Annotated in this window: 23 protein-coding genes; 13 read left to right on the top strand and 10 right to left on the bottom strand. The window is 65.4% G+C overall.

The window, feature by feature from the left end:
- Window positions 1–5: 5 nt before the first annotated feature.
- Window positions 6–1,025, bottom strand: coding sequence for a sigma-54 interaction domain-containing protein (locus BM115_RS25800; RefSeq protein ID WP_092301388.1), 1,020 nt, complete (start codon window positions 1,023–1,025; stop codon window positions 6–8).
- Window positions 1,026–1,433: 408 nt separating this feature from the next.
- On the opposite strand from BM115_RS25800, the gene BM115_RS25795 reads away from it, so the two are divergent.
- The 5 genes from BM115_RS25795 (at window position 1,434) to BM115_RS25775 (ending at window position 5,626) form a co-directional block, all read left to right on the top strand.
- On the top strand, window positions 1,434–2,837 hold the full coding sequence (locus tag BM115_RS25795; protein ID WP_092301385.1) for a sigma-54-dependent transcriptional regulator: 1,404 nt from the start codon (window positions 1,434–1,436) through the stop codon (window positions 2,835–2,837).
- Between the two features lie 133 nt (window positions 2,838–2,970).
- Window positions 2,971–3,780 carry a sensor histidine kinase gene (locus BM115_RS25790; protein ID WP_255370990.1) on the top strand — a complete coding sequence of 270 codons (810 nt, stop codon included), beginning with the start codon at window positions 2,971–2,973 and terminating at the stop codon, window positions 3,778–3,780.
- Window positions 3,781–3,957: 177 nt separating this feature from the next.
- On the top strand, window positions 3,958–4,362 hold the full coding sequence (locus BM115_RS25785) for a hypothetical protein (RefSeq protein ID WP_255370989.1): 405 nt from the start codon (window positions 3,958–3,960) through the stop codon (window positions 4,360–4,362).
- A gap of 99 nt (window positions 4,363–4,461) precedes the next feature.
- Window positions 4,462–5,088, top strand: coding sequence for a hypothetical protein (locus tag BM115_RS25780; RefSeq protein ID WP_092301382.1), 627 nt, complete (start codon window positions 4,462–4,464; stop codon window positions 5,086–5,088).
- 58 nt (window positions 5,089–5,146) lie between these two features.
- Entirely contained in the window at window positions 5,147–5,626 is a 480-nt protein-coding gene (locus tag BM115_RS25775) for a PRC-barrel domain-containing protein (protein ID WP_092301379.1), read from the top strand.
- Between the two features lie 64 nt (window positions 5,627–5,690).
- On the opposite strand, the gene BM115_RS25770 is transcribed toward BM115_RS25775, so the two are convergent.
- Entirely contained in the window at window positions 5,691–6,041 is a 351-nt protein-coding gene (locus tag BM115_RS25770) for a BON domain-containing protein (RefSeq protein WP_092301376.1), read from the bottom strand.
- Between the two features lie 215 nt (window positions 6,042–6,256).
- Between BM115_RS25770 and BM115_RS25765 the strand changes: the two genes are divergently transcribed.
- The 5 genes from BM115_RS25765 to BM115_RS25745 all read left to right on the top strand — a co-directional run bounded on the left by BM115_RS25765 (window position 6,257) and on the right by BM115_RS25745 (window position 10,870).
- Window positions 6,257–6,757 (top strand): low affinity iron permease family protein, encoded by a 501-nt coding sequence (locus BM115_RS25765; protein WP_255370988.1) that lies wholly within the window; start codon window positions 6,257–6,259, stop codon window positions 6,755–6,757.
- A gap of 76 nt (window positions 6,758–6,833) precedes the next feature.
- The gene (locus BM115_RS25760; protein ID WP_255370987.1) at window positions 6,834–8,021 is read left to right on the top strand and encodes a DUF3182 family protein; all 1,188 of its coding nucleotides are present in this window, start codon (window positions 6,834–6,836) and stop codon (window positions 8,019–8,021) included.
- A complete protein-coding gene (locus tag BM115_RS25755; RefSeq protein ID WP_092301371.1) occupies window positions 8,008–8,976 on the top strand; it encodes an alpha/beta hydrolase family protein in 969 nt (322 codons plus the stop codon). Before BM115_RS25760 ends, BM115_RS25755 begins: the two co-directional genes overlap by 14 nt.
- A 138-nt stretch (window positions 8,977–9,114) precedes the next feature.
- Complete coding sequence (locus BM115_RS25750) at window positions 9,115–10,203, top strand: DNA topoisomerase IB (RefSeq protein WP_092301367.1); 1,089 nt, start codon at window positions 9,115–9,117, stop codon at window positions 10,201–10,203.
- 88 nt (window positions 10,204–10,291) lie between these two features.
- On the top strand, window positions 10,292–10,870 hold the full coding sequence (locus BM115_RS25745) for a hypothetical protein (protein ID WP_092301365.1): 579 nt from the start codon (window positions 10,292–10,294) through the stop codon (window positions 10,868–10,870).
- Here the strand turns inward: BM115_RS25745 and BM115_RS25740 are convergent, their stop codons facing one another.
- Both BM115_RS25740 and BM115_RS25735 read right to left on the bottom strand, forming a co-directional pair.
- On the bottom strand, window positions 10,871–11,524 hold the full coding sequence (locus BM115_RS25740; protein WP_092301362.1) for a ParB-like protein: 654 nt from the start codon (window positions 11,522–11,524) through the stop codon (window positions 10,871–10,873).
- Window positions 11,525–11,534: 10 nt separating this feature from the next.
- Window positions 11,535–12,149 (bottom strand): BON domain-containing protein, encoded by a 615-nt coding sequence (locus BM115_RS25735; RefSeq protein WP_255370986.1) that lies wholly within the window; start codon window positions 12,147–12,149, stop codon window positions 11,535–11,537.
- Window positions 12,150–12,411: 262 nt separating this feature from the next.
- Here BM115_RS25735 and BM115_RS25730 point away from each other — a divergent pair, with 262 nt between their 5' ends.
- From BM115_RS25730 to BM115_RS25720, 3 genes are read left to right on the top strand one after another with little or no spacing between them, the layout of a single operon-like run.
- Window positions 12,412–13,269: an SDR family oxidoreductase gene (locus BM115_RS25730; RefSeq protein ID WP_092301356.1), complete on the top strand. Its 858-nt coding sequence runs from the start codon at window positions 12,412–12,414 to the stop codon at window positions 13,267–13,269.
- 50 nt (window positions 13,270–13,319) lie between these two features.
- Window positions 13,320–13,829, top strand: coding sequence for a hypothetical protein (locus BM115_RS25725; protein WP_092301353.1), 510 nt, complete (start codon window positions 13,320–13,322; stop codon window positions 13,827–13,829).
- 10 nt (window positions 13,830–13,839) lie between these two features.
- Window positions 13,840–14,460, top strand: a complete 621-nt coding sequence (locus BM115_RS25720) for a ParB-like protein (RefSeq protein WP_092301350.1) — start codon at window positions 13,840–13,842, stop codon at window positions 14,458–14,460.
- A gap of 87 nt (window positions 14,461–14,547) precedes the next feature.
- On the opposite strand, the gene BM115_RS25715 is transcribed toward BM115_RS25720, so the two are convergent.
- The 6 genes from BM115_RS25715 to BM115_RS25690 all read right to left on the bottom strand — a co-directional run.
- A complete protein-coding gene (locus BM115_RS25715) occupies window positions 14,548–14,736 on the bottom strand; it encodes a DUF3008 family protein (RefSeq protein WP_092301347.1) in 189 nt (62 codons plus the stop codon).
- A gap of 12 nt (window positions 14,737–14,748) precedes the next feature.
- Window positions 14,749–14,907, bottom strand: coding sequence for a DUF3309 family protein (locus tag BM115_RS25710; protein WP_082016542.1), 159 nt, complete (start codon window positions 14,905–14,907; stop codon window positions 14,749–14,751).
- Window positions 14,874–16,046, bottom strand: coding sequence for an SEL1-like repeat protein (locus BM115_RS25705; RefSeq protein WP_143093944.1), 1,173 nt, complete (start codon window positions 16,044–16,046; stop codon window positions 14,874–14,876). Before BM115_RS25705 ends, BM115_RS25710 begins: the two co-directional genes overlap by 34 nt.
- 198 nt (window positions 16,047–16,244) lie before the next feature.
- The gene (locus BM115_RS25700) at window positions 16,245–17,435 is read right to left on the bottom strand and encodes an SEL1-like repeat protein (RefSeq protein ID WP_177220016.1); all 1,191 of its coding nucleotides are present in this window, start codon (window positions 17,433–17,435) and stop codon (window positions 16,245–16,247) included.
- 69 nt (window positions 17,436–17,504) lie between these two features.
- The gene (locus BM115_RS25695) at window positions 17,505–19,469 is read right to left on the bottom strand and encodes a phospholipase D-like domain-containing protein (protein WP_092301341.1); all 1,965 of its coding nucleotides are present in this window, start codon (window positions 19,467–19,469) and stop codon (window positions 17,505–17,507) included.
- Window positions 19,466–20,323: DUF2345 domain-containing protein (locus tag BM115_RS25690; RefSeq protein ID WP_143093943.1), on the bottom strand; the 858-nt coding region annotated here is incomplete at its 5' end. The genes BM115_RS25695 and BM115_RS25690, both read right to left, overlap by 4 nt.

Genomic DNA, 20,323 nt, shown 5'->3' with positions numbered 1-20,323 from the left:
CGCCATTATCCGGCGCGATAGACATCCAGCCGGTTGTAGAGCGTCTTCAGGCTGATGCCAAGCGCCTTGGCGGCCTGCCGCTTGTCGCCGTCGAAGCGCGACAGCGTGGCCAGGATAATCTCCCGCTGCGTATCGGCCAGTGTCGTCCCCACCCGTACGCTGACCACGCCATCGACGGTCGTCGGCCGCATCGGCTGGCTGGCGAGATTGGGATTGCCAATTTCCACGAGTTTATCGGCCAGAATATAGGCGCGATATACGGAATTCTTCAGTTCGCGCACATTGCCGGGCCAGTCATAGCGCACCAGCCGTTCGAGCGTGCTGGCCGAAAATGCTTTCTCGGTCTGCTCCATGGCGTTGAATTCGGCCAGGAAATGGCGCGCCAGCGGGACGATGTCCTCGGTGCGTTCGCGCAGCGGCGGAATATGGAGCGGGAAGACGGCCAGCCGGTACAGCAGGTCTTCGCGCAACTGGCCGTCCCGGACGGCCTCCATGGGGTCGCGGTTGGTGGCGGCCAGGATGCGGACGTCGCTCACCAGCAGGGTGTCGCCGCCCACGCGGTGGAAGTTACGGCTTTCCAGCACGCGCAGCAGCTTGATCTGCATCTCCACCGGCATTTCGGTGACTTCGTCCAGGAACAGCGTGCCGCCCTGGGCCTGCTCGAAGTAGCCGGCCTTCTGCTCCAGCGCGCCCGTGAAGCCGCCTTTCTCGTGGCCGAACAGCTCGGATTCAATCAGCGTGGGGGCGATGGCGCCGCAGTTGACCGCCACGAACGGGCCGCCGGCGCGGCTGCTGCGCTCGTGCACGGCGCGCGCCACCACTTCCTTGCCGCTGCCGCTCTCGCCCACCGCCAGCATCGTCACGTCCGTCCCCGCCACCCGGTTGAGCTGGGCGATCAGCCGCTGCATGGCTGGCGCGGTACTCTCCCAGAGCAGGGAGACCTGCCCGGGCGCGGCACGGCGGCCCGGCGCGCGCGGCGGGGGCGCCGAGGAACGTGCGGATGGAAGCGTCGCGGTGGTGGACACGGGTGGCAGTGTGGCCGCCTGCGCCCGCCATCCCAGGAAAGTGGGGGAAGGGTGCCGACGGCGTCGGATTGGTCAATGATGTTTTAATGCTATCCGGTCGCGCTGCGGGTGGCTACATCCCATGCCGCCGTCGCGGAAAGGTCCGACACCTGTGTCAGACGGACACTGGCATATCGGCCAAGCGCCTGTAGCTAGACTTCAGCGTATCTTGCCGCCTGTGTTGCCCCTGTGCCGCCCGTTGCACGGCGAGACTTTTGCCAGGCGGTTTGCCGCCGCGTAATCTCAGTAGTATCTGAAGCGCCGCAGCACCCTGCATCCACCGAACCGAAAGGCCAACGGGCTCATGAGAATCAGACTCCGGACCGATTTCCGACAGGAATCCCGCGCCAACGGACGCCAGCGCAGCCTATGCCACACATCCTGATCGTAGACGACGACGAAAACGCCTGCGCGGCGCTGGCAGAAATTGTCGCGATCGAGGGGTTTTCCTCCGCCACCGCCGGCAACCTGCGCGAGGCGCGCCTCCAGATAGGCTGGCGCATGCCCGACGCGGTGCTGGCCGACCTGCGCCTGCCCGATGGCAGCGGCATGGAGCTGTTCGAGGAAGTCGGCTCGTCCGGCGTGGAAGTCATCCTGACCACCGGCTACGCCAGCGTGGAGAGCGCCGTGGAGGCGCTGCGCCTGGGCGCCACCGACTACCTCGTCAAGCCGATCAACGTCACGCGGCTCCAGACCGTCCTCAAGCGTATTGCCACCACCGGCGAGCTGAAAGCGGAGATCCATTCGCTGCGCGGCGAGTTGCGCCGCTATGGCCGCTTCGGCCGGCTGCTGGGCAGTTCCGAAGCCATGCAGGCGGTCTATGACCAGCTCAGCAAGGTCGGCCCGACCGAGGCCACCGTGCTGCTGATTGGCGAAAGCGGCACCGGCAAGGAGCTGGCCGCGCAGACCGTGCACGAACTATCCCCGCGCCGGCGCCAGCCCTTCCTGGCCGTGAACTGCGGGGCGATCTCGCCCACGCTGATCGAAACCGAGATGTTCGGCCACGAGCGCGGCAGCTTCACCGGCGCCGACCGCCAGCACAAGGGCTATTTCGAACGCGCCGACGGCGGCACGCTGTTCCTCGACGAAATCACCGAGATGCCGCTGGAGCTGCAGGTCAAGCTGCTGCGCGTGCTCGAGACCGGCACCTTCATGCGCGTGGGCACCAACCGCGAACAGCATGCCGATGTGCGCGTGCTGGCCGCCACCAACCGCAACCCCGAGGAAGCCGTGGCGGAGGGCAAGCTGCGCGCCGACCTGTACCACCGGCTGAACGTGTTCCCGATCGAACTGCCGCCGCTGCGCGCGCGCGGCGACGACGTGGTGCAGATCGCCAACACCATGTTGGAACAGCTGAACGGCGAGCAGGGCACGCAACGGCGCTTTGCCGCCAGCGTGCTGGAGAGCCTGCGCATGCACGCCTGGCCTGGCAACGTGCGCGAGCTGCGCAACTTCGTGCAGCGCGCCTACATCATGGCCGACCAGGATGTGATTACCGAGGTACAGATTCCGCTCCAAGTGGCGGCGGCGCCCTCGACGGGTACGGCCGTTGTCTCGGTGCCGGTGGGCATGTCCCTGGCCGAGGCGGACCGCCAACTGATCTTCGCCACGCTGGAGCAGTGCTCGGGCGTGAAGAAGCACGCGGCGGAGATTCTGGGCATCAGTTTGAAGACTTTATACAACCGGCTGGAAGACTATGCGGCCAAGGGCGAGCTGCCCGAATGGCTGCGCGCGTCGCGCAATGGCGACTCCAGCCCGCCCGCCGCCTCGTGAGGGCGGGCGAGTGCAGGCTGCGTGACAGGGAATCCACGGCGCCGGACTTGTCGGCGCATGGTTCTTGCATGAGGACCGTGATTGGCGGCTCCCTTTCGATTCACACGCTGACTGAGCAGACCTGAAAATGGCCATGGCCGACGCACCCAGCCCCACCCCAAAACCCGCGCACGACGGCGCCGCCGCCGGGGACCTCGCGTTCCCGGCCGTGCGCAGCATTGGCGAGGTGGCCGCGCTGATCGAGCAGGCGTCCCATGACCTGCGCTCGTCACTCAACGCGATCCAGAGCTGGGGCTACGTGCTGGACCGTTCGATCGATACCCCCGCCCCCCCGGCGCAGCGCGCGCTCGACGGCATCCGCTCCGGCATGCAGCAACAGCTGGCACTGATCGAGGAAATGGAGGAGGCCGTGCGCCTGCTGGCCGACGAGCGCAAGCCGGAGTGGGAAACCACCGACCTGCGCGACGCCGCCGAGGAAGCCATGGGCGACAAGCGGGCGGCGGCCGAAGCGCGCGGCGTGACGCTGGGCTCGATCGAATGCCAGAGTCCCGGCGGACAGGACTTCTGCGTGCAGGGCGATGCGCTGCGGCTGGCGCCGCTGCTGCGCCATCTGCTGATCCATTGCATCTGGCGCGCGCCGACCGGCGGATCGGTGCGCGTGCACCTGGTGGCCGAGGCCGAGTACGTGAAATTCCGCATCTCCGAAAGCCCGCCGCTGGACCGCTCGCGCGGGGCCTCCCGGCTGGCCGTGCTGACCGACTTCTTCGGGCGCAGCGTGGCCGAGGCCGGCGCCCACTCGCCCCGGCAGAGCACCGCGCTGCTGCTCACGCGGCGCATGGTGGAACTGCAGGGCGCCCAGCTGACCGCCGAGAATGACAACTGCGACGCCGACAATGTCAGCGTCTGCATCGCCGTGCGCATCCCCCGCCAACCGGCCGCCTGATCTCCGCGCCCGCCCCGCCTTCCGGCATTTTTTACCGCATCCAGCACAATCTGCACCGTCCGCCGCCCGTCAAAGCGGCGTGGATGGCCCATGGGCCGCTGGCCCACCGTTTGCATGGTTATCCGTGGAGCCCCGCCATGAGGGGACCCGAACTCGATACCCAACAGGAGAGATGCCATGCACAAAGCCCACGCTTCCAAGGGATCGCAAAGCCCCTTCCCGACCTCTGCCAATCATCCCGCTGCGCCTGCAATCACTGGCGCCGAGAAGGCGGATGGCAAGCACGAGAAGGACAAGCCGAAAAAGAAGACCTATCAGGCCGCCGTGGACGACTCGCTCGACATGACCTTCCCGGCCAGCGACCCGATTTCGCCGAGCGCGGCGATGCATGCCGAGAAGAAGACCACCACCAAGCGCGACGATGTGGATTGGACCCTGAAGAAGGGCAGCGAGCATCAGGCCGCCAGCGGCAAGGCCGCTGCCGAAAGGAAGGGAGCCAGCGACAAGGCGGCCGATAAGGCGGGCAAGTCTGGCAAATCCGCCCACAAGGACAAGAGCACGGCCAAGTCGGGCAAGAAGTGATTCGGACGCCAGGCGGCCCTCCCTTTGGATGGCCGCTTGTGATTCTTCGTGCGCCCCGGCACGCCTGTACCGCATCAACGCTTTGAACGGAGCATCCCTATGTCTACGATCATCGCAGGACGATTCGATACGTTTGACCACGCAGAGACCGCCGCGGCCCGTTTGCGGGCCAAGGGGCTGAGCGAGCAGGATCTCAGCCTGTTCTATGTGAACCCGGCCGGCCAGCACGCCACGTTCCCGATCGGGGGCGACCAGGCGGTGGATCCGGCCGCCCGGCAGACCGGCAAGGGCGCCGGGCGGGGCCTGATGATTGGCGCGGCGCTGGGTGCGGCCGTGGGGATCTGCCTGGCCGCCGCCGTGCGCGCGTGGTTCGCCACGCCGCCGCAGCCGTGGGTGTTCGTGTTGATCCTGGCGATTGCCACGGGCGTGGGCGCCTATGGCGGGTCGTTGATGGGCGCGTTGTCGATGACCCGCACCGGCCAGCGCGATCCGCGCACCGGCGAGGTCCGCATGCGGCATGCCGGCGTGCTGCTGGCCGCGCATGTGTCGCCCGACAACACCGCGCTGGTGGCCAACGAGTTGCGGCAGGGCGGCGCGGAAGACGTCGAGCGCGCCGAAGGCCAGTGGCGCGATGGCCGCTGGGAAGATTTCGATCCGCTGGCACCGCCCGTGCCGGCAGGACAGTTGACCGGGGAAGATTCAGCGCGCGCGCGGCAGCGGCAGTAAGCGCCGCGCGGTTTTTTCCATCACCATGCCTTTCACCCTTTCACAAAAAGGAGCAGCCATGCAACGCATCGACAACACGCCAGAGCCGCCCGGCATCCCGCCCGGCGGCCCCGGAACGAAGGGCGCGGCCATCATCGGCGGGGCGGAACAGCACAGCGCCGGGCCGGGACCGTTCGTGATGGCGTCCGACACCCTCGAAGGCAACAAGGTAGTGGACCCTTCGGGCGAGGAGATCGGCACCATCGACCACATCATGCTCGACGTGCTCGGCGGCCGCATCGCCTATGCGGTGCTGGCGATGGGCGGCTTCCTCGGCATCGGCGAGAAGCTGCACGCGCTGCCGTGGTCTGCGCTGACGCTGGACACGCGGCGCAAGTGTTTCGTGCTGGGTGTGGAGCGCGAGCGCATCAAGGCCGCGCCGGGCTTCGACAAGGAGCACTGGCCGACCATGGCGAACTCGCAGTGGGCTACCACGATCCACGAGTACTACGGCATTTCACCGTACTGGGAGAAGGATCGCTACGATCCGTGGGCTTGAGGCCCGTACCGATGAAAACCGGCGCCCTGGGGCGCCGGTTTTTTCGTTTGAGGGAGGGAAGGGTTCAGACCTTGTGGTTCACCTGCCCCGAGGGTTTGCTCGACGGGTCCGCGCGCATGCCACTGGCCTGCGGCTGGCCGGCCGGCTCCGGGGGCGGCGGCACCCGCGTGGTGAGCTGGTTCGACACACCGAGAATCCCCGGCGGCGTGGCGGCGGCCTTTTCCAGCCGTTGCGACAGGTCGATGTCCTCCACGCGGCCCGTCAGCGTGACGCGCCGGTCCACCACGTGCACGGCCACGCCATCGGGCATGTCACCGCCGCACGCTTCGGCGATGCATGTGCCCACGCGTTCGCGCAGCAATTCGTCGTCTTCGTCTGGACTGGTCCGGGCGGTGTCCTGGGTTTCCGTCTGCATGGCGCTTCCTTTCGCTGGTAACAAGAGTCCTGCATGACCGTGCGACGCAATCGGCATGCCTGCGGCGCCACAGCGCAGGCGCCGCCCAAGGCGGCGCCGTCTTGTAAAAACGACGCGTCACAACGCGCCGACAGCCTTGTAGGACACCGCCGGCTGATCAGGCGGCGGTCCGCTCTCTACAATGTAGACAGTCGTGCGTTCCGCAGGAGCCTTTCATGAAACAGCGCCGGATGATGCATCTGTTCGATCACTTCGCCGGCGCTGCCACGCGCCACGCGGGTTCCCCGGCAGCCTTCGTGCTGGCCGTGCTGGTGGTGGTGGTCTGGGCCATGACCGGCCCGATCTTCGGTTACTCGGAGACGTGGCAGCTGATTATCAACACCGGCACCACCATCGTCACCTTCCTGATGGTGTTCCTGATCCAGCAGAGTCAGAACAAGGACTCGATGGCCGTGCACCTGAAGCTGAATGAGCTGCTGGCATCGAGCAAGCCGGCGAGCAACCATCTGATCTCGATCGAGGAACTCGACGAGGACGAGTTGCGCCAGCTTGTGCTGTTCTATCGCCATCTGGCGGAACTGGCGGACAAGGAGGGCGGGGTGAAGTGCAGCCACTCCCTGGACGATGCCAACGAGAACCATGCCGCGAAACGGCGCGCGCGCCACGCGCGGCGTCAAGCGGATGCCGCCCCGGCCGATGCCGAGCCCGCCACCTAGCTGGCATGGATCTGGCTCGGCTTGGCGGCGCATGCCCGGTGCGTTCCGGGCACGTCTGTTCCCTGAGGAGACCATTTTGGCCACCCCGGCAACTCCGAATCCCGCAGTTACGACGGCATCCAACGAGCCGGCGCCGCTGGCCCAGCCGCGCGAGGTGCGCGTGGTTGTCTACGGGCGCGCCGATTGCGACGACCCGGCGAGTCATCCGGGCGTCACGCTGCGGAACATTGCCGAGCGCGTGGCGGCCCTTGCGGGCTTCCGCTACGCGGGCAGCTACGACGCCGTGACCCACGGCGCTGCGGCGGACCGTCTCTACTTCGTGCCGGCCGACACACTGACTGGCATCGACAGCGCCCGCCAGCTCGGCATCGACAGCCTGCATGACCTGCTCGGCGGCGTGGTGCCGCACGATTTCGTCGGCACCAAGGCGATCTCCCACGGGCTGATTTCTCCCGATGCAAGGGCGCCGGAGGGCTGGAGCCATGACTTCGGCGCGCGCATCGAGCCCTACGTCCTGCCCGGCTACACCGCGTTCTCGGTGGAGGATGCCCGGCGCGCCGGGCAGGCCATGCTGGGCGAGGGCAAGGTCCGTGTGAAGGAGCCGTGCGGCATCGGCGGACTCGGCCAGCAGGTGGTGGCGAACGCGGCCGAACTGGACGCCGCGCTGGAAGCGCTGGACGCCCGGCGGATCGAGTGCGAAGGCTTGGTGCTCGAACGCAACCTCGAGGACGTGACGACGTTCAGCGTCGGTCAGCTGGAGGTGGGCAACCTGCGCGCGAGCTACTGCGGCACCCAGGGCCTCACCCACAATCACGCCGGCAAGCTGGTCTACGGCGGGTCCACGCTGCGCGTGGTGCGGGGCTCGCTGGAAGACCTGTGCGCGCATCCGATCGAGGCGCACCTGCGCGAGGCCGTGCAGGCCGCGCTGGCCTATCACGCCGCGGCGGTGGAGTGTTTTCCGGGCACGATGGTGTCCCGCTGCAACTACGATGTGGCGATGGGCACCGACAACGGCCGGCAGCGGCTCGGCGTGCTCGAACAGTCATGGCGCGTGGGCGGCGCCACCGGGGCCGAACTGGCCGCGCTGGCGGCCTTCCAGGCCGATCCCCAATGCGTGCGGGCCACCGCCAGCACGCGCGAGATCTATGGCAGCGACGTACCCGTGCCGCCCGGCGCGGACGTCTATTACCAGGGAGAAGACCGCAACGTCGGCCCGTTGACGAAGTACGCAATTCTGGAGTCCAGTTCTGATGGCCACACATGAGGAATCGTTACAGGTCCATACCGATGGCGGTACCATCGCCGGCACGCTGATCACGCCGGCCACCAAGCTCCCCGGCGTGCTGTTCGTGCACGGCTGGGGCGGCAGCCAGCAGCAGTACCTGGCGCGTGCGCGCGAGGTGGCCGGCCTGGGCTGCGTCTGCATGACCTTCGACCTGACCGGTCATGCCGGTACCGCCGCGCAATACGAAACCGTCAGCCGCATGCGCAACCTGGCCGATGTCCTGGCTGCCTATGACGTGCTGGTGCGGCACCCCGAGGTGGACCGCAACGCCATCGCCGTGGTGGGCAGCAGTTACGGCGGCTACCTGGCCGCCGTGCTGTGCGAGCTGCGCCCGGTGCGCTGGCTGGCCCTGCGCGCGCCGGCGCTCTACATGGATAGCGGATGGGAGTCGCCCAAGCGGCAGCTCCACCACGACCAGGATCTCGTGGCGTACCGGCGCAAGGTGGTAGCCCCCGATACCAACCGGGCCCTGCGCGCCTGTACCAATTTCAAGGGCGATGTGCTGGTCGTGGAATCGCAGCATGACAGCATCGTGCCCCACGCGGCGGTGCTCAGCTACGTGGACGCCTGCTGCGAGGCCTGGTCGATCACGTACCGGGTACTGAAGGGCGCCGACCACGGTCTGTCGACAGAGGACTGCCAGCGCGCCTATGGCAAGTTGCTGGTGGGATGGCTGCGCGAGATGGTGACCGAGGCGCGTACCGGCCCGGCGGTGGTGCCGCCCCGGCCAAGCACACCGTCCACCGTGAAGAAGGCAACGGCAACCGAATCCCCCGAATACACGGTGTCGCGCCAAAAGCCGCCCCCGCCGCGTGCCGATGCCGGCCTGGCGCCCGATGAGGACGACAACGAGACCGCCGTGGCGGCTGGCGATGCCGACGACGAGAACGACCCGCAGGTGATCGCGGCGTCGGCGCCGAAGGCACGCAAGTAGCGCGGGGCAGCGCGTGCGAGTCGCTTTGTAGCGATTGCAGGCCGTGTTGTTTCTGCCAGTCGCACCGGAAATTCTTGCAAAACCCGCATAAAGTGCGGTCGCCACTGGCTGGCATTGTTTGTGCGTTGGCGGAGCCACATGAGCCCCGCGTCCGTCACCCCTTCGCCCGCAGCGACCGCCGAGCAAGCCGCCGACGCCGCGTTGCGTGCCGTGGGGCTGCGGCACGCCGACGACGGCGAAGCCGGCATCGCCCGGCGCCGCGCGGGCACGGGCTTCTACTATGCCGATGCCAAGGGCAAGCGCATCGAGGACAAGGCCACGCTCGCGCGCATCCAGGCGCTGGCGATTCCGCCAGCCTACGAGTCGGTCTGGATCTGCGCCGACCCCACCGGCCATCTCCAGGCCACGGGCCGCGATGCGCGGGGCCGGAAGCAATACCTCTATCACCCGGACTGGGCCGCGCTGCGCGACACCGACAAGTTCACCCGCCTGATGGCCTTCGGGCATGCGCTGCCGCGTCTGCGCGGGCGGCTGGCCCGAGATCTGGCGCGCAACGGCATGCCGCGCGAGAAGATCCTTGCCGCCGTGGTGACGTTGCTGGATGCCACCCTCGTGCGCGTCGGCACCCCGCGTTACGCGCGCCAGAATCGCACCTATGGGCTGACTACGCTGCACCGGCGCCATGTGGCCGTGCGCGGAAGCCGCCTGCGCTTCCAGTTCACCGGCAAGAGCGGCGTGACCCACGACGTGTCCGTCAACGATGCCCGCCTGGCCCGCATCGTCCGCAACTGCACGGAGCTGCCGGGGCAGCGGCTGTTCAAGTACAAGGACCCGGAGGGCGAGATCCGCGAGATCGGCTCGGTCGATGTCAACGCTTATCTGCAGGAGGTGACCGGCGGCGATTTCACGGCCAAGGACTTCCGCACCTGGGCCGGCAGCGTCCACGCGCTGGCGCTGCTGCGCAAGACCACGGCCGACAGCGAGACCGCGCGCAAGAAGGCCGTGACCGAGGTCATCCGCGAAGTGGCGCAGCGGCTGCGCAACACCATGGCCGTCTGTCGAAAATGCTACGTACACCCGGATGTGCTCGCGGCCTTCATGGATGACACCTTGCAAGCCTTGCCGGCCCCGCGTGCCGGCGTGCGCCTGCGTGCCGACGAAGCGCGCCTGCTGGCGCTGCTGGAGAGCACTTGTGCGCCGGTGGCGACGCCTCGCAAAGCAGCATGAGGTGAGCCCGCGTTGTCCGGCACGGCAATTGCATCGCTACGCCTACCAATGAATAACAACAGCGTAGCGAGTCTAGCAAGAGGCCAAGGTGGAAAACGCAGTCTTCAGTTGCCTGAGTATCGACGGCAGCCAGCAGGAAACGGTGCATCAGGACTTCCCGCAAACGGAGTCCATCGTTGCAGCCCTCAACAACCACAACCATCAAGAAGTGCCGATGCCACGGCTGGCCACGGTTCCCTGCAAGGGGCGCGGTGGCACGGTCCGGCCGCTACGCGGGCGGGATCTCCGGCAGGCGCGCGTGCTGATGCAGGCGTTGTGCGAGATGCGCCTGGACCTCGGCAATGGCGAGGGGCGCTGGGAGCCCTCCACGCTGGCTAGTCGGCAGATGTCGACGATGGCGCTCTGGCGCAACCGTGCACGCCATCTGTTCCCGGAAGCGGAATGGGAAAGCGGCATCGAGGCCCGGCTCGACGCGGGCTTCCGGCAGGCCGGTAACGGCTGCCCGCGCGAAGCGGCCAACGAGTTCAAGCGGGCCTACTACCTGCTGTGCTGCGTGCTGACGCAGGCGCGCGACATGGCACGCCGGGGCGATGGCCCCGATCGCCGCGATGCCCCGCAGCCCGCCAAGACGCCGCGTCCTGATGCGCCGCTCGATCGCGGCGCCTGACTAGGTCTTTTTCTTCTTCGACGCAGCGCGCTTGCGGCATGGCCCGATATAGCCGGGCAGCCCGCGCGCCTTGGTGCTCAGCGCCAGTTGCACCGCGCGCGCCAGCGCGGTGGCAAAGCCGTGATGGGTGTCGAACGGCCCTTCGATGTGCTGGCGGAAGAAGTCGGCCCAGCGGAAATCCGGATAGGCGGCCTTGACCTTGCGATAGCCGCCGGCCAGCTGCACGAACGCCTCCAGGCTCCGATACGGATCGTCCCGCATGGCATGGATGTCCGGCGGCAGCGCCTTGATGGGCTGGCGCCGGCCCTGCTCGTCGTACGGGTGGACCATGTGGTTCTCGACCATGTACGCCCAGAACTTGCGCTGGGACAGGTGGCTCAGGTCTTCCCGCACGTGCGCCGGCACCATCTCCATGCCCATCTCATGCCAGGCACGCACCCAGTGGTGGTGATCCACCACGTAGAGCGTGTGCTCCGGGCCGAGCACCACGTGAACGCGGTGTTTGTCGAGAAAGCCGGGCAGATCGGCGTGCGACAGGCGCCGCGTGACATGAATCTTCTGCGCGACGTGGTAGCCGCCGATGGTGATCTGCGTGGGCCGCAGATGATCCATCGGCACCATCAGCTTTGCGCCTGCGCGCAGCGGTTTTGCCATGGGGGCGGCCTCAGCTCTTGTTCAGCGTGCGTTCGGGGGAGGTGGTGGCTTCGCCGGTTTCCGAGCCGGATGCCCAGCTACCGATGCTGTCGCGTTGGGCGGAGTCGGCTCCCTCGCCCGGCCGGCGCACGCGGATCTGGTTTTCCACGTCCTTCACGCCGTACACGGCATCGGCGATCTCCTCGACGATGTATTTCTGGCGCCGGTCTCCGACCGTGCCGCCGAGCTTGACCAGCCCCTTGTCGACATCGACGGTCACATCGGAGACGTCCACGTCGGGATGGTGGGCGAGGCGGTCGCACACATCGCCCAGCACCCGCTCGTCGGGCCGTTCGTAGTTCTTTGGCCCCACCGGGCGGCGGCTGCCGACACCGGTGCCGGAGAGCGTTTGCGGCCGCGTGGGATGTTCGCGATAGCCGGGATCGCCCGGATACACGCGTTGTGCACTGTTGAACGACTGTCCGCCGCTGCGGCTGTCGCCGTAGTAGCCAGCGCCGCCGTAGGTCGTATCGCCGCGCCAGTCTTCGCCCCATTCCTGTCCCCAGTCCTCATGCGTCGGGCTGGCCGGCTCGGGCTTGGCGCGGCCCGTGCGGCTGGCACCGCGGTCTCCTCGGAAATTGAACATGTCGCGCTCCTTGCGGTTCGGTGTTCGCCAAGCCGCAAGTTCCATGCCGCGCGGAGGCTGGTCGGGGCCATACCCGCGCGATGTGCGCGATGCGAGCCGCGCGCGGCGCCGGGTGCAATCCTTGCCACACGTTGTAACCGTTACGCGCGGCGAGGGCGCCAGCCGCCTAATCTTCCCTTGCGGGCGGGCCACGGCGCGCGGCATGGAATTTGCGCAGACCTTGCCTATATCCAATTCCGATCCCCTTCTCACAGGTATTGCCATGGCTACACCCAAGCAGGTACCGCCCCAGCACCAGGAACATCAGCCAGGCCTGGAAAGCGAGATGGAACCGCGCCCGGATAGCGGCGCCGACGACTACGTGGGCAGCGGGCGCCTGGAAGGCAAAGTGGCGCTGGTGACCGGCGGCGACAGTGGCATCGGCCGCGCCATCGCCGTGGCCTACGCGCGCGAGGGCGCCGACGTGGCCATCGCCTATCTGGACGAGCACGGCGACGCGAAGGAAACCGCCAGCCTGATCGAGCAGGCTGGCCGCCGGGCGCTGGTCATCGCCGGGGATCTGGCCGAGGTCAGCCATGCCGACGCCGTGGTGGCCCAGACCATCAAGCAGTTCGGCCGGCTCGACATCCTGGTCAACAACGCCGCCGAGCAGCATCCGCAGGATTCGCTCGAAGACATCGACACCAGCCAGCTCGAAGCCACCTTTCGCACCAATGTCTTCGCCATGTTCCACGTCACGCGCGCCGCGCTGCCGCACCTGCAGAAGGGCGCGTCGATCCTGAATACGACCTCGGTGACGGCCTATCGCGGTAGCGGCCATCTGCTCGATTATTCGGCGACGAAGGGGGCCATCGTGTCGTTCACGCGCTCGCTGGCGCTACAGATCGTCAAGCGTGGCATCCGCGTCAACGGCGTGGCGCCGGGGCCGATCTGGACGCCGCTGATTCCGTCCACGTTCACTGAGGAAGAAGTGGCCAAGTTCGGCAAGAAGACGCCAATGGGGCGGCCCGGCCAGCCTTTCGAGGTGGCGGCCGGCTATGTGTTCCTGGCGTCTGACGCCGCGAGCTACATCACCGGCCAGATTCTGCATATCAATGGCGGGGAAGTGGTCAACGGTTGACCGCGCCCGCATCGATCGATAAATCGCGACGTATCGCAAGGGAGCCCATCATGTCATCCATCGTAGCCGGCCGGTTCGCGTCCATCCCGGACGCCGAGGAGATCGCCCAGAAGCTGTACGCGCGCGGGTTCTCGGTCTGGGATGTGTCGATCATGTCCGTCAACCCGGGCGGCGCCCGCCCGCCGGGCGTGCTGCTGGCCACCCGCGCCAAGGGCGACCGCCGCGAGGAAGTGGCCGATGTGCTGCGCGAAGGCGGCGCCTGCGACATCGAGCGGGCGAGCGGCACCTGGGAAGGCGGCCAGTGGGCCGACTTCGATCCGAAGCGACAGCCCAAGCTGGTGGACACGCAGGAAGGCGAGTGCTGGCCCGCGCCGGCCGCCTCCCGGCAGTCCGGCCAGTCCGGCCAGTCCGGACAGTCCGGACAGTCCAATGGCGAGGCCCGGCCCGCGCACGCCGGGCCGGTGGCCGAGGAGGCCGTCGCCGTGGATAGCACGGGCAACGAAGATCCGGGCAGCGAACTGGAGCATTACGTCGATCGGCAGGTATCGAGCCATAGCTGAGGCGCCCGCCATGGCCAAGACCGACACGGCGGACCTGGACACCCTGCGCCCCACGCAGCTGACGCTGGGCTTCTATCAGGTCCACGAGAAGATGGACGTCAGCGCCCAGCCGCGCGAGCCGGCCGCGATGCGCAAGTTCCTCCGCGAACACTGCATCCGGACCATCGCCGGGCCGGGTGGGGCGCTGTATATCGCCGATCATCACCATTGGGCGCGCGCGTGGCTGGAACTGGGCTGGCGCACGGCACCGGTCTGCATCGACGCCGATCTCAGCGACCTGTCGCCCAGCGCGTTCTGGAAGAAGATGCGCGCGCTCGGGCATGTTCATCCGGTGGATGAGCACGGCAAGCATCTGGACGTCGATGCGCTGCCCGCCACGGTGATGGGGATGCGCGACGACCCGTACCGCAGCCTGGCCGCCTTCACGCGCAACGCCGGCGCCTACCAGAAACCGGGCAATGCCTACGGCGATTTCAGCTGGGCAGGCTTCTTCCGGCGCCATGTGGAGGAAGACATGCATAGCATCGCCGGCTTCGCCCGCGCGATGACGCTCGCCATTCCGCTGGCGCGCAGCAGCAAGGCACGCAGGCTCCCGGGATGGATTGGCCCCTGCGTGCCGCGCAAGAAGTAACCCCCCTGAAATGCCTCGTGCCCCTGCGGATAGGATCCGGCAGGGGCACGAGGTTCCGCGAGATGCGGCTGCGAGATGCGGCAGCGATCAGCTCTTGGCCTTGTGCGTCGGCTTGCCCTTTTGCTTGGTGCTGGCCATCTTGTCCAGTTCCTTTTCGCTCATGGACTTGTACATCGACTTGGACGCGCCTTTCAGCGCGCCAGCCTTGGTGTCTCCACGCTTGGCGGAGAGCGCCGCACCGGCGGCCATTTGCTGTGCCTTCGATTTCGCTGGCATGACAATCACTCCTTATATTCGGCCCAATACCACCAGCAGGACCACGATGAGAACGATAAGACCCAGCCCGCCGCTGGGCCAATAACCCCAGCCCGTGCTATACGGCCACGCCGGAAGCGCGCCGACGAGCAGCAGAATCAGAATAATGAGAAGAATGGTGCCGATACCCATGGCGTGCTCCTTGTTTCCCTATTGTTGTTCCGGAGGCGAAGCCCAAGCCTTGCCTCAGCGTTGCCTTGTAGATTCAGGGTAGAACAGCAGGCGGCACAACCAAGGCGGGCTAGGGCTGATATCGGTGTAGGAATTGGACGACTTTGGGTTATATAGGGTGGTTTCGCCTGCGTGCCCAATGCGGCCTTGGGCGGGCGCGGAATGGCCAGGCCCGTGGCGGGGTCGAGGTTCTTGGCCTTGCACGCGCGGAGGATCAGGTCGTCCGACGGTTTTGGCGGTGGTTCGGCGGCTTCCTGTTCCTTCTGCCACTGGAAGGTGCCGTCCCAGGGCGGAAGCTTGGCCGGGGGCAGGGGGACGATTGTGTCGATGTCGGGGAGCTTGGGGTTTTGGCCGTCGTAACGATCTAGGAATTTGCCGATCAATTTATAGCGCTCAGACCGCTCGATATCCGGTGCGGCGCCTAAATAGTACATATCCGATTCTGGCGGCCCCCGAAATCCTTCCTCAAGAAAGGATGCTGAAAGCGCATTGCCCGCGCGAACGCCCATCTGGTACGTTTGAATTGCGTCGGCGTAGACTCCCTTATTCTGCAGATGAATTCCCAGACTTCCCGCCGCCTCACCGTGACCCTGCTCGGCTGCGCACCGCTGCATTTTCCGCGCGATATCTGGAGCTTTATCTAACGGCGCGAGAAGCTCTGCCACATACGTCTGAGCATTCGCATTACCAAGGTCGGCCGCTTTGCGAAAGTACCGCAGCGCCATTTCTTTGTCCCGCTTGAGACCGTAGCCCAGGTTCAAGTAATAGCCGATGTCGTAGTACCCTGACGGCACGCCCGCTTCGACCAACTGCGCGGCCAGGTCGACACTCTCCTTTTGTGCGAGAGGTGAAGACGCCAATCCGTGTGACACCAACTGCTGCAAGTTGTTATTGGCTTTGTAGTGACCGTGGGCCGCGGCGATCCGATAGTAGCGCGCGACTTCGTCGAAATCCTTCGGGCCGCGCCGCTTTTCCAGATGGCGTGCATACCGAAAGACTGCATCGGTCTCAGGGTCGAGGTGAGGCAGGCGTGCAGCTTCATGGACACATTCGAATGCAAGATTGGCGCGGACACTGGCCAGATCCGGGACGGTTCGCATAGGGGTCTCCTTTGAACATGCGATCGTCGTAAACGCCATGGCAAAAAACAAGGGAAAGGTTCGCATTTCAGTCCGGATCGGAGCGCTTTGGATCGTCTCGATAAGATTCGATCAATGAGGCCACCGGTGACTTCCATTTGTTTCGATGGTCTTTGTTTGTGCCAATACGGCTTTGGGTCATCAAGGGGCGCCGGGCGGTCAGGTTTCCTTGTCGTGGGCCACCAGTTTCCAGGTGACGGCCACGTCCTGATAGCGCAAGCCCAGAAAATCGTCGAGCCAGTCGAAGATGCGCCGGTTGGGGACGTAGAGCGCGGGCATCGTCTCGCCTTTACGGAAATGCCCGGTGGCGTCCTGTAGAAAGCTGAACCGGGTGGCGCGCCATGTTCCGGATTCGGGGCACGGTGTGCCGGTGTTCGCCTGCGTGCCCAATGCCGCCTTGGGCGGGGGCGGAATGGCCAGGCCCGTGGCGGGGTCGAGGTTCTTGGCCTTGCACAGGCGGAGGATGAGTTCATCCGACGGCTTTGGCGGTGGTTCGGCGGCTTCCTGTTCCTTCTGCCACTGGAAGGTGCCGTCCCAGGGCGGAAGCTTGGCCGGGGGCAGGGGGACGATTTTGTCGATGTCGGGGAGCTTGGGGTTTTGGCCGTCGTAGCGGTCTAGGAATTTGCCGATTTGCTCATAACGGCGGGAGCGTTCGGGGTCGGGAGGTAAGGCAAGATAGTCCATATCCTCTGGGAGAACCGGCTTGAAGCCGTACTCCAGCACCAGGGCGGCTATCGAATTTCCGGCGGCTACGCCCTTCTGAAATGCTTTTACCGCTTCCGCATACAGTTGGTCGCCCTGCAAGTTGGTTCCCAGCGCGTTTGCCGCCTCGCCATGTCCCTGATCGGTGGCGCACTGGCGCATGCTTCTCGCTATTGCAGGAGCCTTGTCCCAGCCTGCAAGCAACTCCGCAACGTAGACTTGTGCGTTGGCGTTGCCAAGGTCGGCTGCCTTGCGGATGTACCGTAGCGCCATTTCCTTATCTTGCTTGAGGCCATAGCCGAGGTTCAAGTAATACCCAATGTCGTAATACCCGGACGGCACCCCCTCCTCGATTAACTGCGCAGCCAGGTCGACGCTTTCCTTTTGCGCGAGCGGCGAGGAAGCCAAACCGTGTGAAATCAGTTGCTGCAGGTTATTGTTTGCCTTGTAGTGTCCATGGGCAGCTGCTACTCGATAGTAGAGAGCCACCTCATCGAAATCCTTTGGGCCGCTAAGCCTTTCCAGATGCCGAGCATACCGAAACAATACATCGGCCTCCGGATAGAGCGGAGGAAGACTTGCTGCTTCATACGTACATTCGAAAGCAAGATTCGCGCGGACACTGGCCAAATCCGGGACGGTTCGCATAGGGGTTTCCTTTGAGCAGGCGTTCGTTGCAAGTGCGATCGCGACGAGGGCGAAGGGGAGTCGCATTGTTCAGTCCAGGTGAGTACGTTTAGGATCGTCTCGATAAAATTCGATCAATGAGGCAACCGGCGCCCTTCCATTCTTCTGATGGTCCTTGTTCTTCGTAATGATCCGGGCCCACCGTCTAAACGCCTCCCTAATATCCTCCTGCGCCCCCTTTCCTCCCGTATGTATCCCCCACAACCGCTTCCGTAGCGGCCCCGTCACCCCCGTATGCTCATGGCAGATATTCAATTCACTATCCGCCGCCATGCTGCGGGTATTGATATTCGCCGAGCCCAGCGTCATGAACACATCGTCAATAATCATCAGCTTTGAGTGCACATACACGTGCTCCCATTTTCCGGGTGGGGAATCCGGCGCGACCAGCGTGCAGATGTGGACTTTCAGGCCGGGGATTTCTGACGGGACGATGGCCTCCTGGGGGGCTTTCATCTGATCGACCAGTTCTGCCTGTCGCTCTCGTGCCCGCCTCAGGTTCTCGATGGCCTCGGCCAGCTTCTTCGCGGTGACTTCGCTGTCCACGTATCGGCGCATTTCCTCGGCGCCCTGCATGGCTCCACGGGCCTGCTTCTCCGCCGCGACCGCCTCGTCATATTCCTTTTGCAAGGCCTCGCGCCGCTTGTCCTGCCGTTCGAGTTTCGCCACACCGGGGATGGTGTCGGCGCGGCCCAGGGCCTCCAGCATCCGGTAGGTGTTCACCGTGCCGGGGCCGATGCCCTCGTCGCTCGCATTGGTGACGACAAACAGGTGGATGGGGCCATGCTCGCCCGGGTCGCGGCCCCAGGCTATCTGCTTTGCGGCGGCCGCCTTGATTTGCTCGGCCAATGGCGGAAAGCGGAAATACTGATTCTCGATATAGACAAAGCTGCAGGCGTTGTTGACCACCTGCAAATACATTTTCTCGATATCGAACTTGCCGTGTTCCGGCTGAGTCCGCAGCACCTGGGCCATGACCTTGACGCCGGTGTCGTGCAGCATTTTGAGTGCTGTCGCGGCAGGTTTTCGGGTGGTTTGCAGTGCTTCGCCGGTAGCGCGGTCCCATGCCTCACAGAAATTCTGGTTCAGATACCGGAGAACCGGGCCGGTGACGCGGCTTGAAATGTCCTGTCGTGGCGTCGCGCCATTCCGGCCCTGATCGCCCAAGAGCCGGACCGCGCTATGGTCGTCCTTGTCCCAGTACGGGTCGAGCATGTTGTGGCCCATGACATAGCCAACTGCCCGGTCAGGCAATTCATAATCGACCAGCACCATTTTCTGGTGGTGCGTCGGCACGATCGCGCCCATGATGGCGCCGCCTTGGGCCTTACTACCGGCAGAGCGCGTGTCGTCGGTCCCCCACAAGGCCGTGCGAAATGCGATTTCCAGCCGGTTAGACAGGCCAAAATCCCGCACGACAAATTCGACGTTGACCAGCTTCGGCAGCCCCAGCAATCCCGGCAGCTTTTCCATGACCTGCGATGGAACAGGCCCTTTGAATATCTTGGCGGTAGGGGAGGTGCGTGCTGCACGCCAATGCCAGTACCGGTTGAATTCCTTGGGATTGACGCGGGGATTGGGTGGACGCGAGAACCAGGGATGCTGATGCATGCGGTCAGGCAGGTTCGGCTCGTCGCCCATATCTGACATGCCGGGAATGCCCAATGCTTCGCCGCCCCAGCTAAGCAGACGGACCTTTACCCCGCGCTTTCCCGCTGCCTCGAGCAGGTCGCCAATACAAGGCGTGCCGCGCTCCCTGGCGCCGCGTTTGAAGAACATTGATGGCTGGAAGCCCCAACAGATAATGTCGACGGTCTTCTGCGCGGCGGAAATGGTGTCGTGGAGGTCGCCGAACGCCTCTTCGCCATTGACGAGGGGATGAAAGGTGCAGGGCTGAGGCGCATATTCGGCACGCTGGACGAACCACGGCAGCGTGATGAGCGCCCGATTGGTACGCGACAGAGCGATGGGCGTGGTAATGGGTTGTTGTCTCATACCTGATCCTCGGGTGTTGAGCCGAGCAGTTGGTCATAAACCTGGCGATGGACGGCGCGATCGGGCGCCTCGGGCGTTCCGGGTGCGGACTCGAAGAATTGAAAGCCGCGCGCGGCAAGTTCGCCGTTTTCGGCGTTGCCGCGATATTCCTCAGTAGTAGGAATGGCGTGGACCGCGCCGCTAGCCAATTGCAGTTCGTACTGCTTGGTGGCCATCTGATGGTCGATCGGAATGTCGCCTGTTTCGTCGATCACGCCCTGCCGGAACAGCACGCCTTCGGCAAACAGCTTGTACGGCATGCCGACAGGCAGCCGGGTTCTCGATGCCGGCGAGGCGCCGGTGTTCAGCGTCAGCGGGTGTGCGGGCAGAATGTTTGCCATTTCGGCGTGGATCTGCATCGAGGCGGGCGGGCGCTTAACCCACACCGCGCACTTTTCGAAGATGTCTCCCGGCGTTGCATTTTCGATCCCGCACTGCGTAATCCGAATGTAAGACCCGCCCGACCCAATCCACACCTCCTTGGCGGCCGACAGCACCAGCTTCCCGTCCGTACTGCTAATGGTGACGTCCTTAAGCGCCGCCAACTGCAACTCATCGCCCTGCGCCTGAATCTCGACCTTCCCGCCCGCCGCGAACAGTTTCATGCCGAGTTTCTGCGCGAACAGGGACACGGCGTCGCCGGCGGCAACGGTGAAGCGCTTGACCGCGCTGATGTCCGCATTCCCGCCCGCTGTGGCGATGAGATGGTTCGCCGCGCTGGTTTGCAGGTCCGCCCCGGACACCAGGGCGATACCAGCGGGCGCGCTGGCGAGCAGTCCGGCGGCGCGCAGTTGCTTGAGGCTGTCATTGAGCAG

The sequence above is a fragment of the Cupriavidus sp. OV096 genome (genome assembly GCF_900115455.1).
Lineage (GTDB): Bacteria > Pseudomonadota > Gammaproteobacteria > Burkholderiales > Burkholderiaceae > Cupriavidus.
Note: the sequence above shows the minus strand (reverse complement) of the source record. Positions and strands in the feature narration are given on the sequence as shown.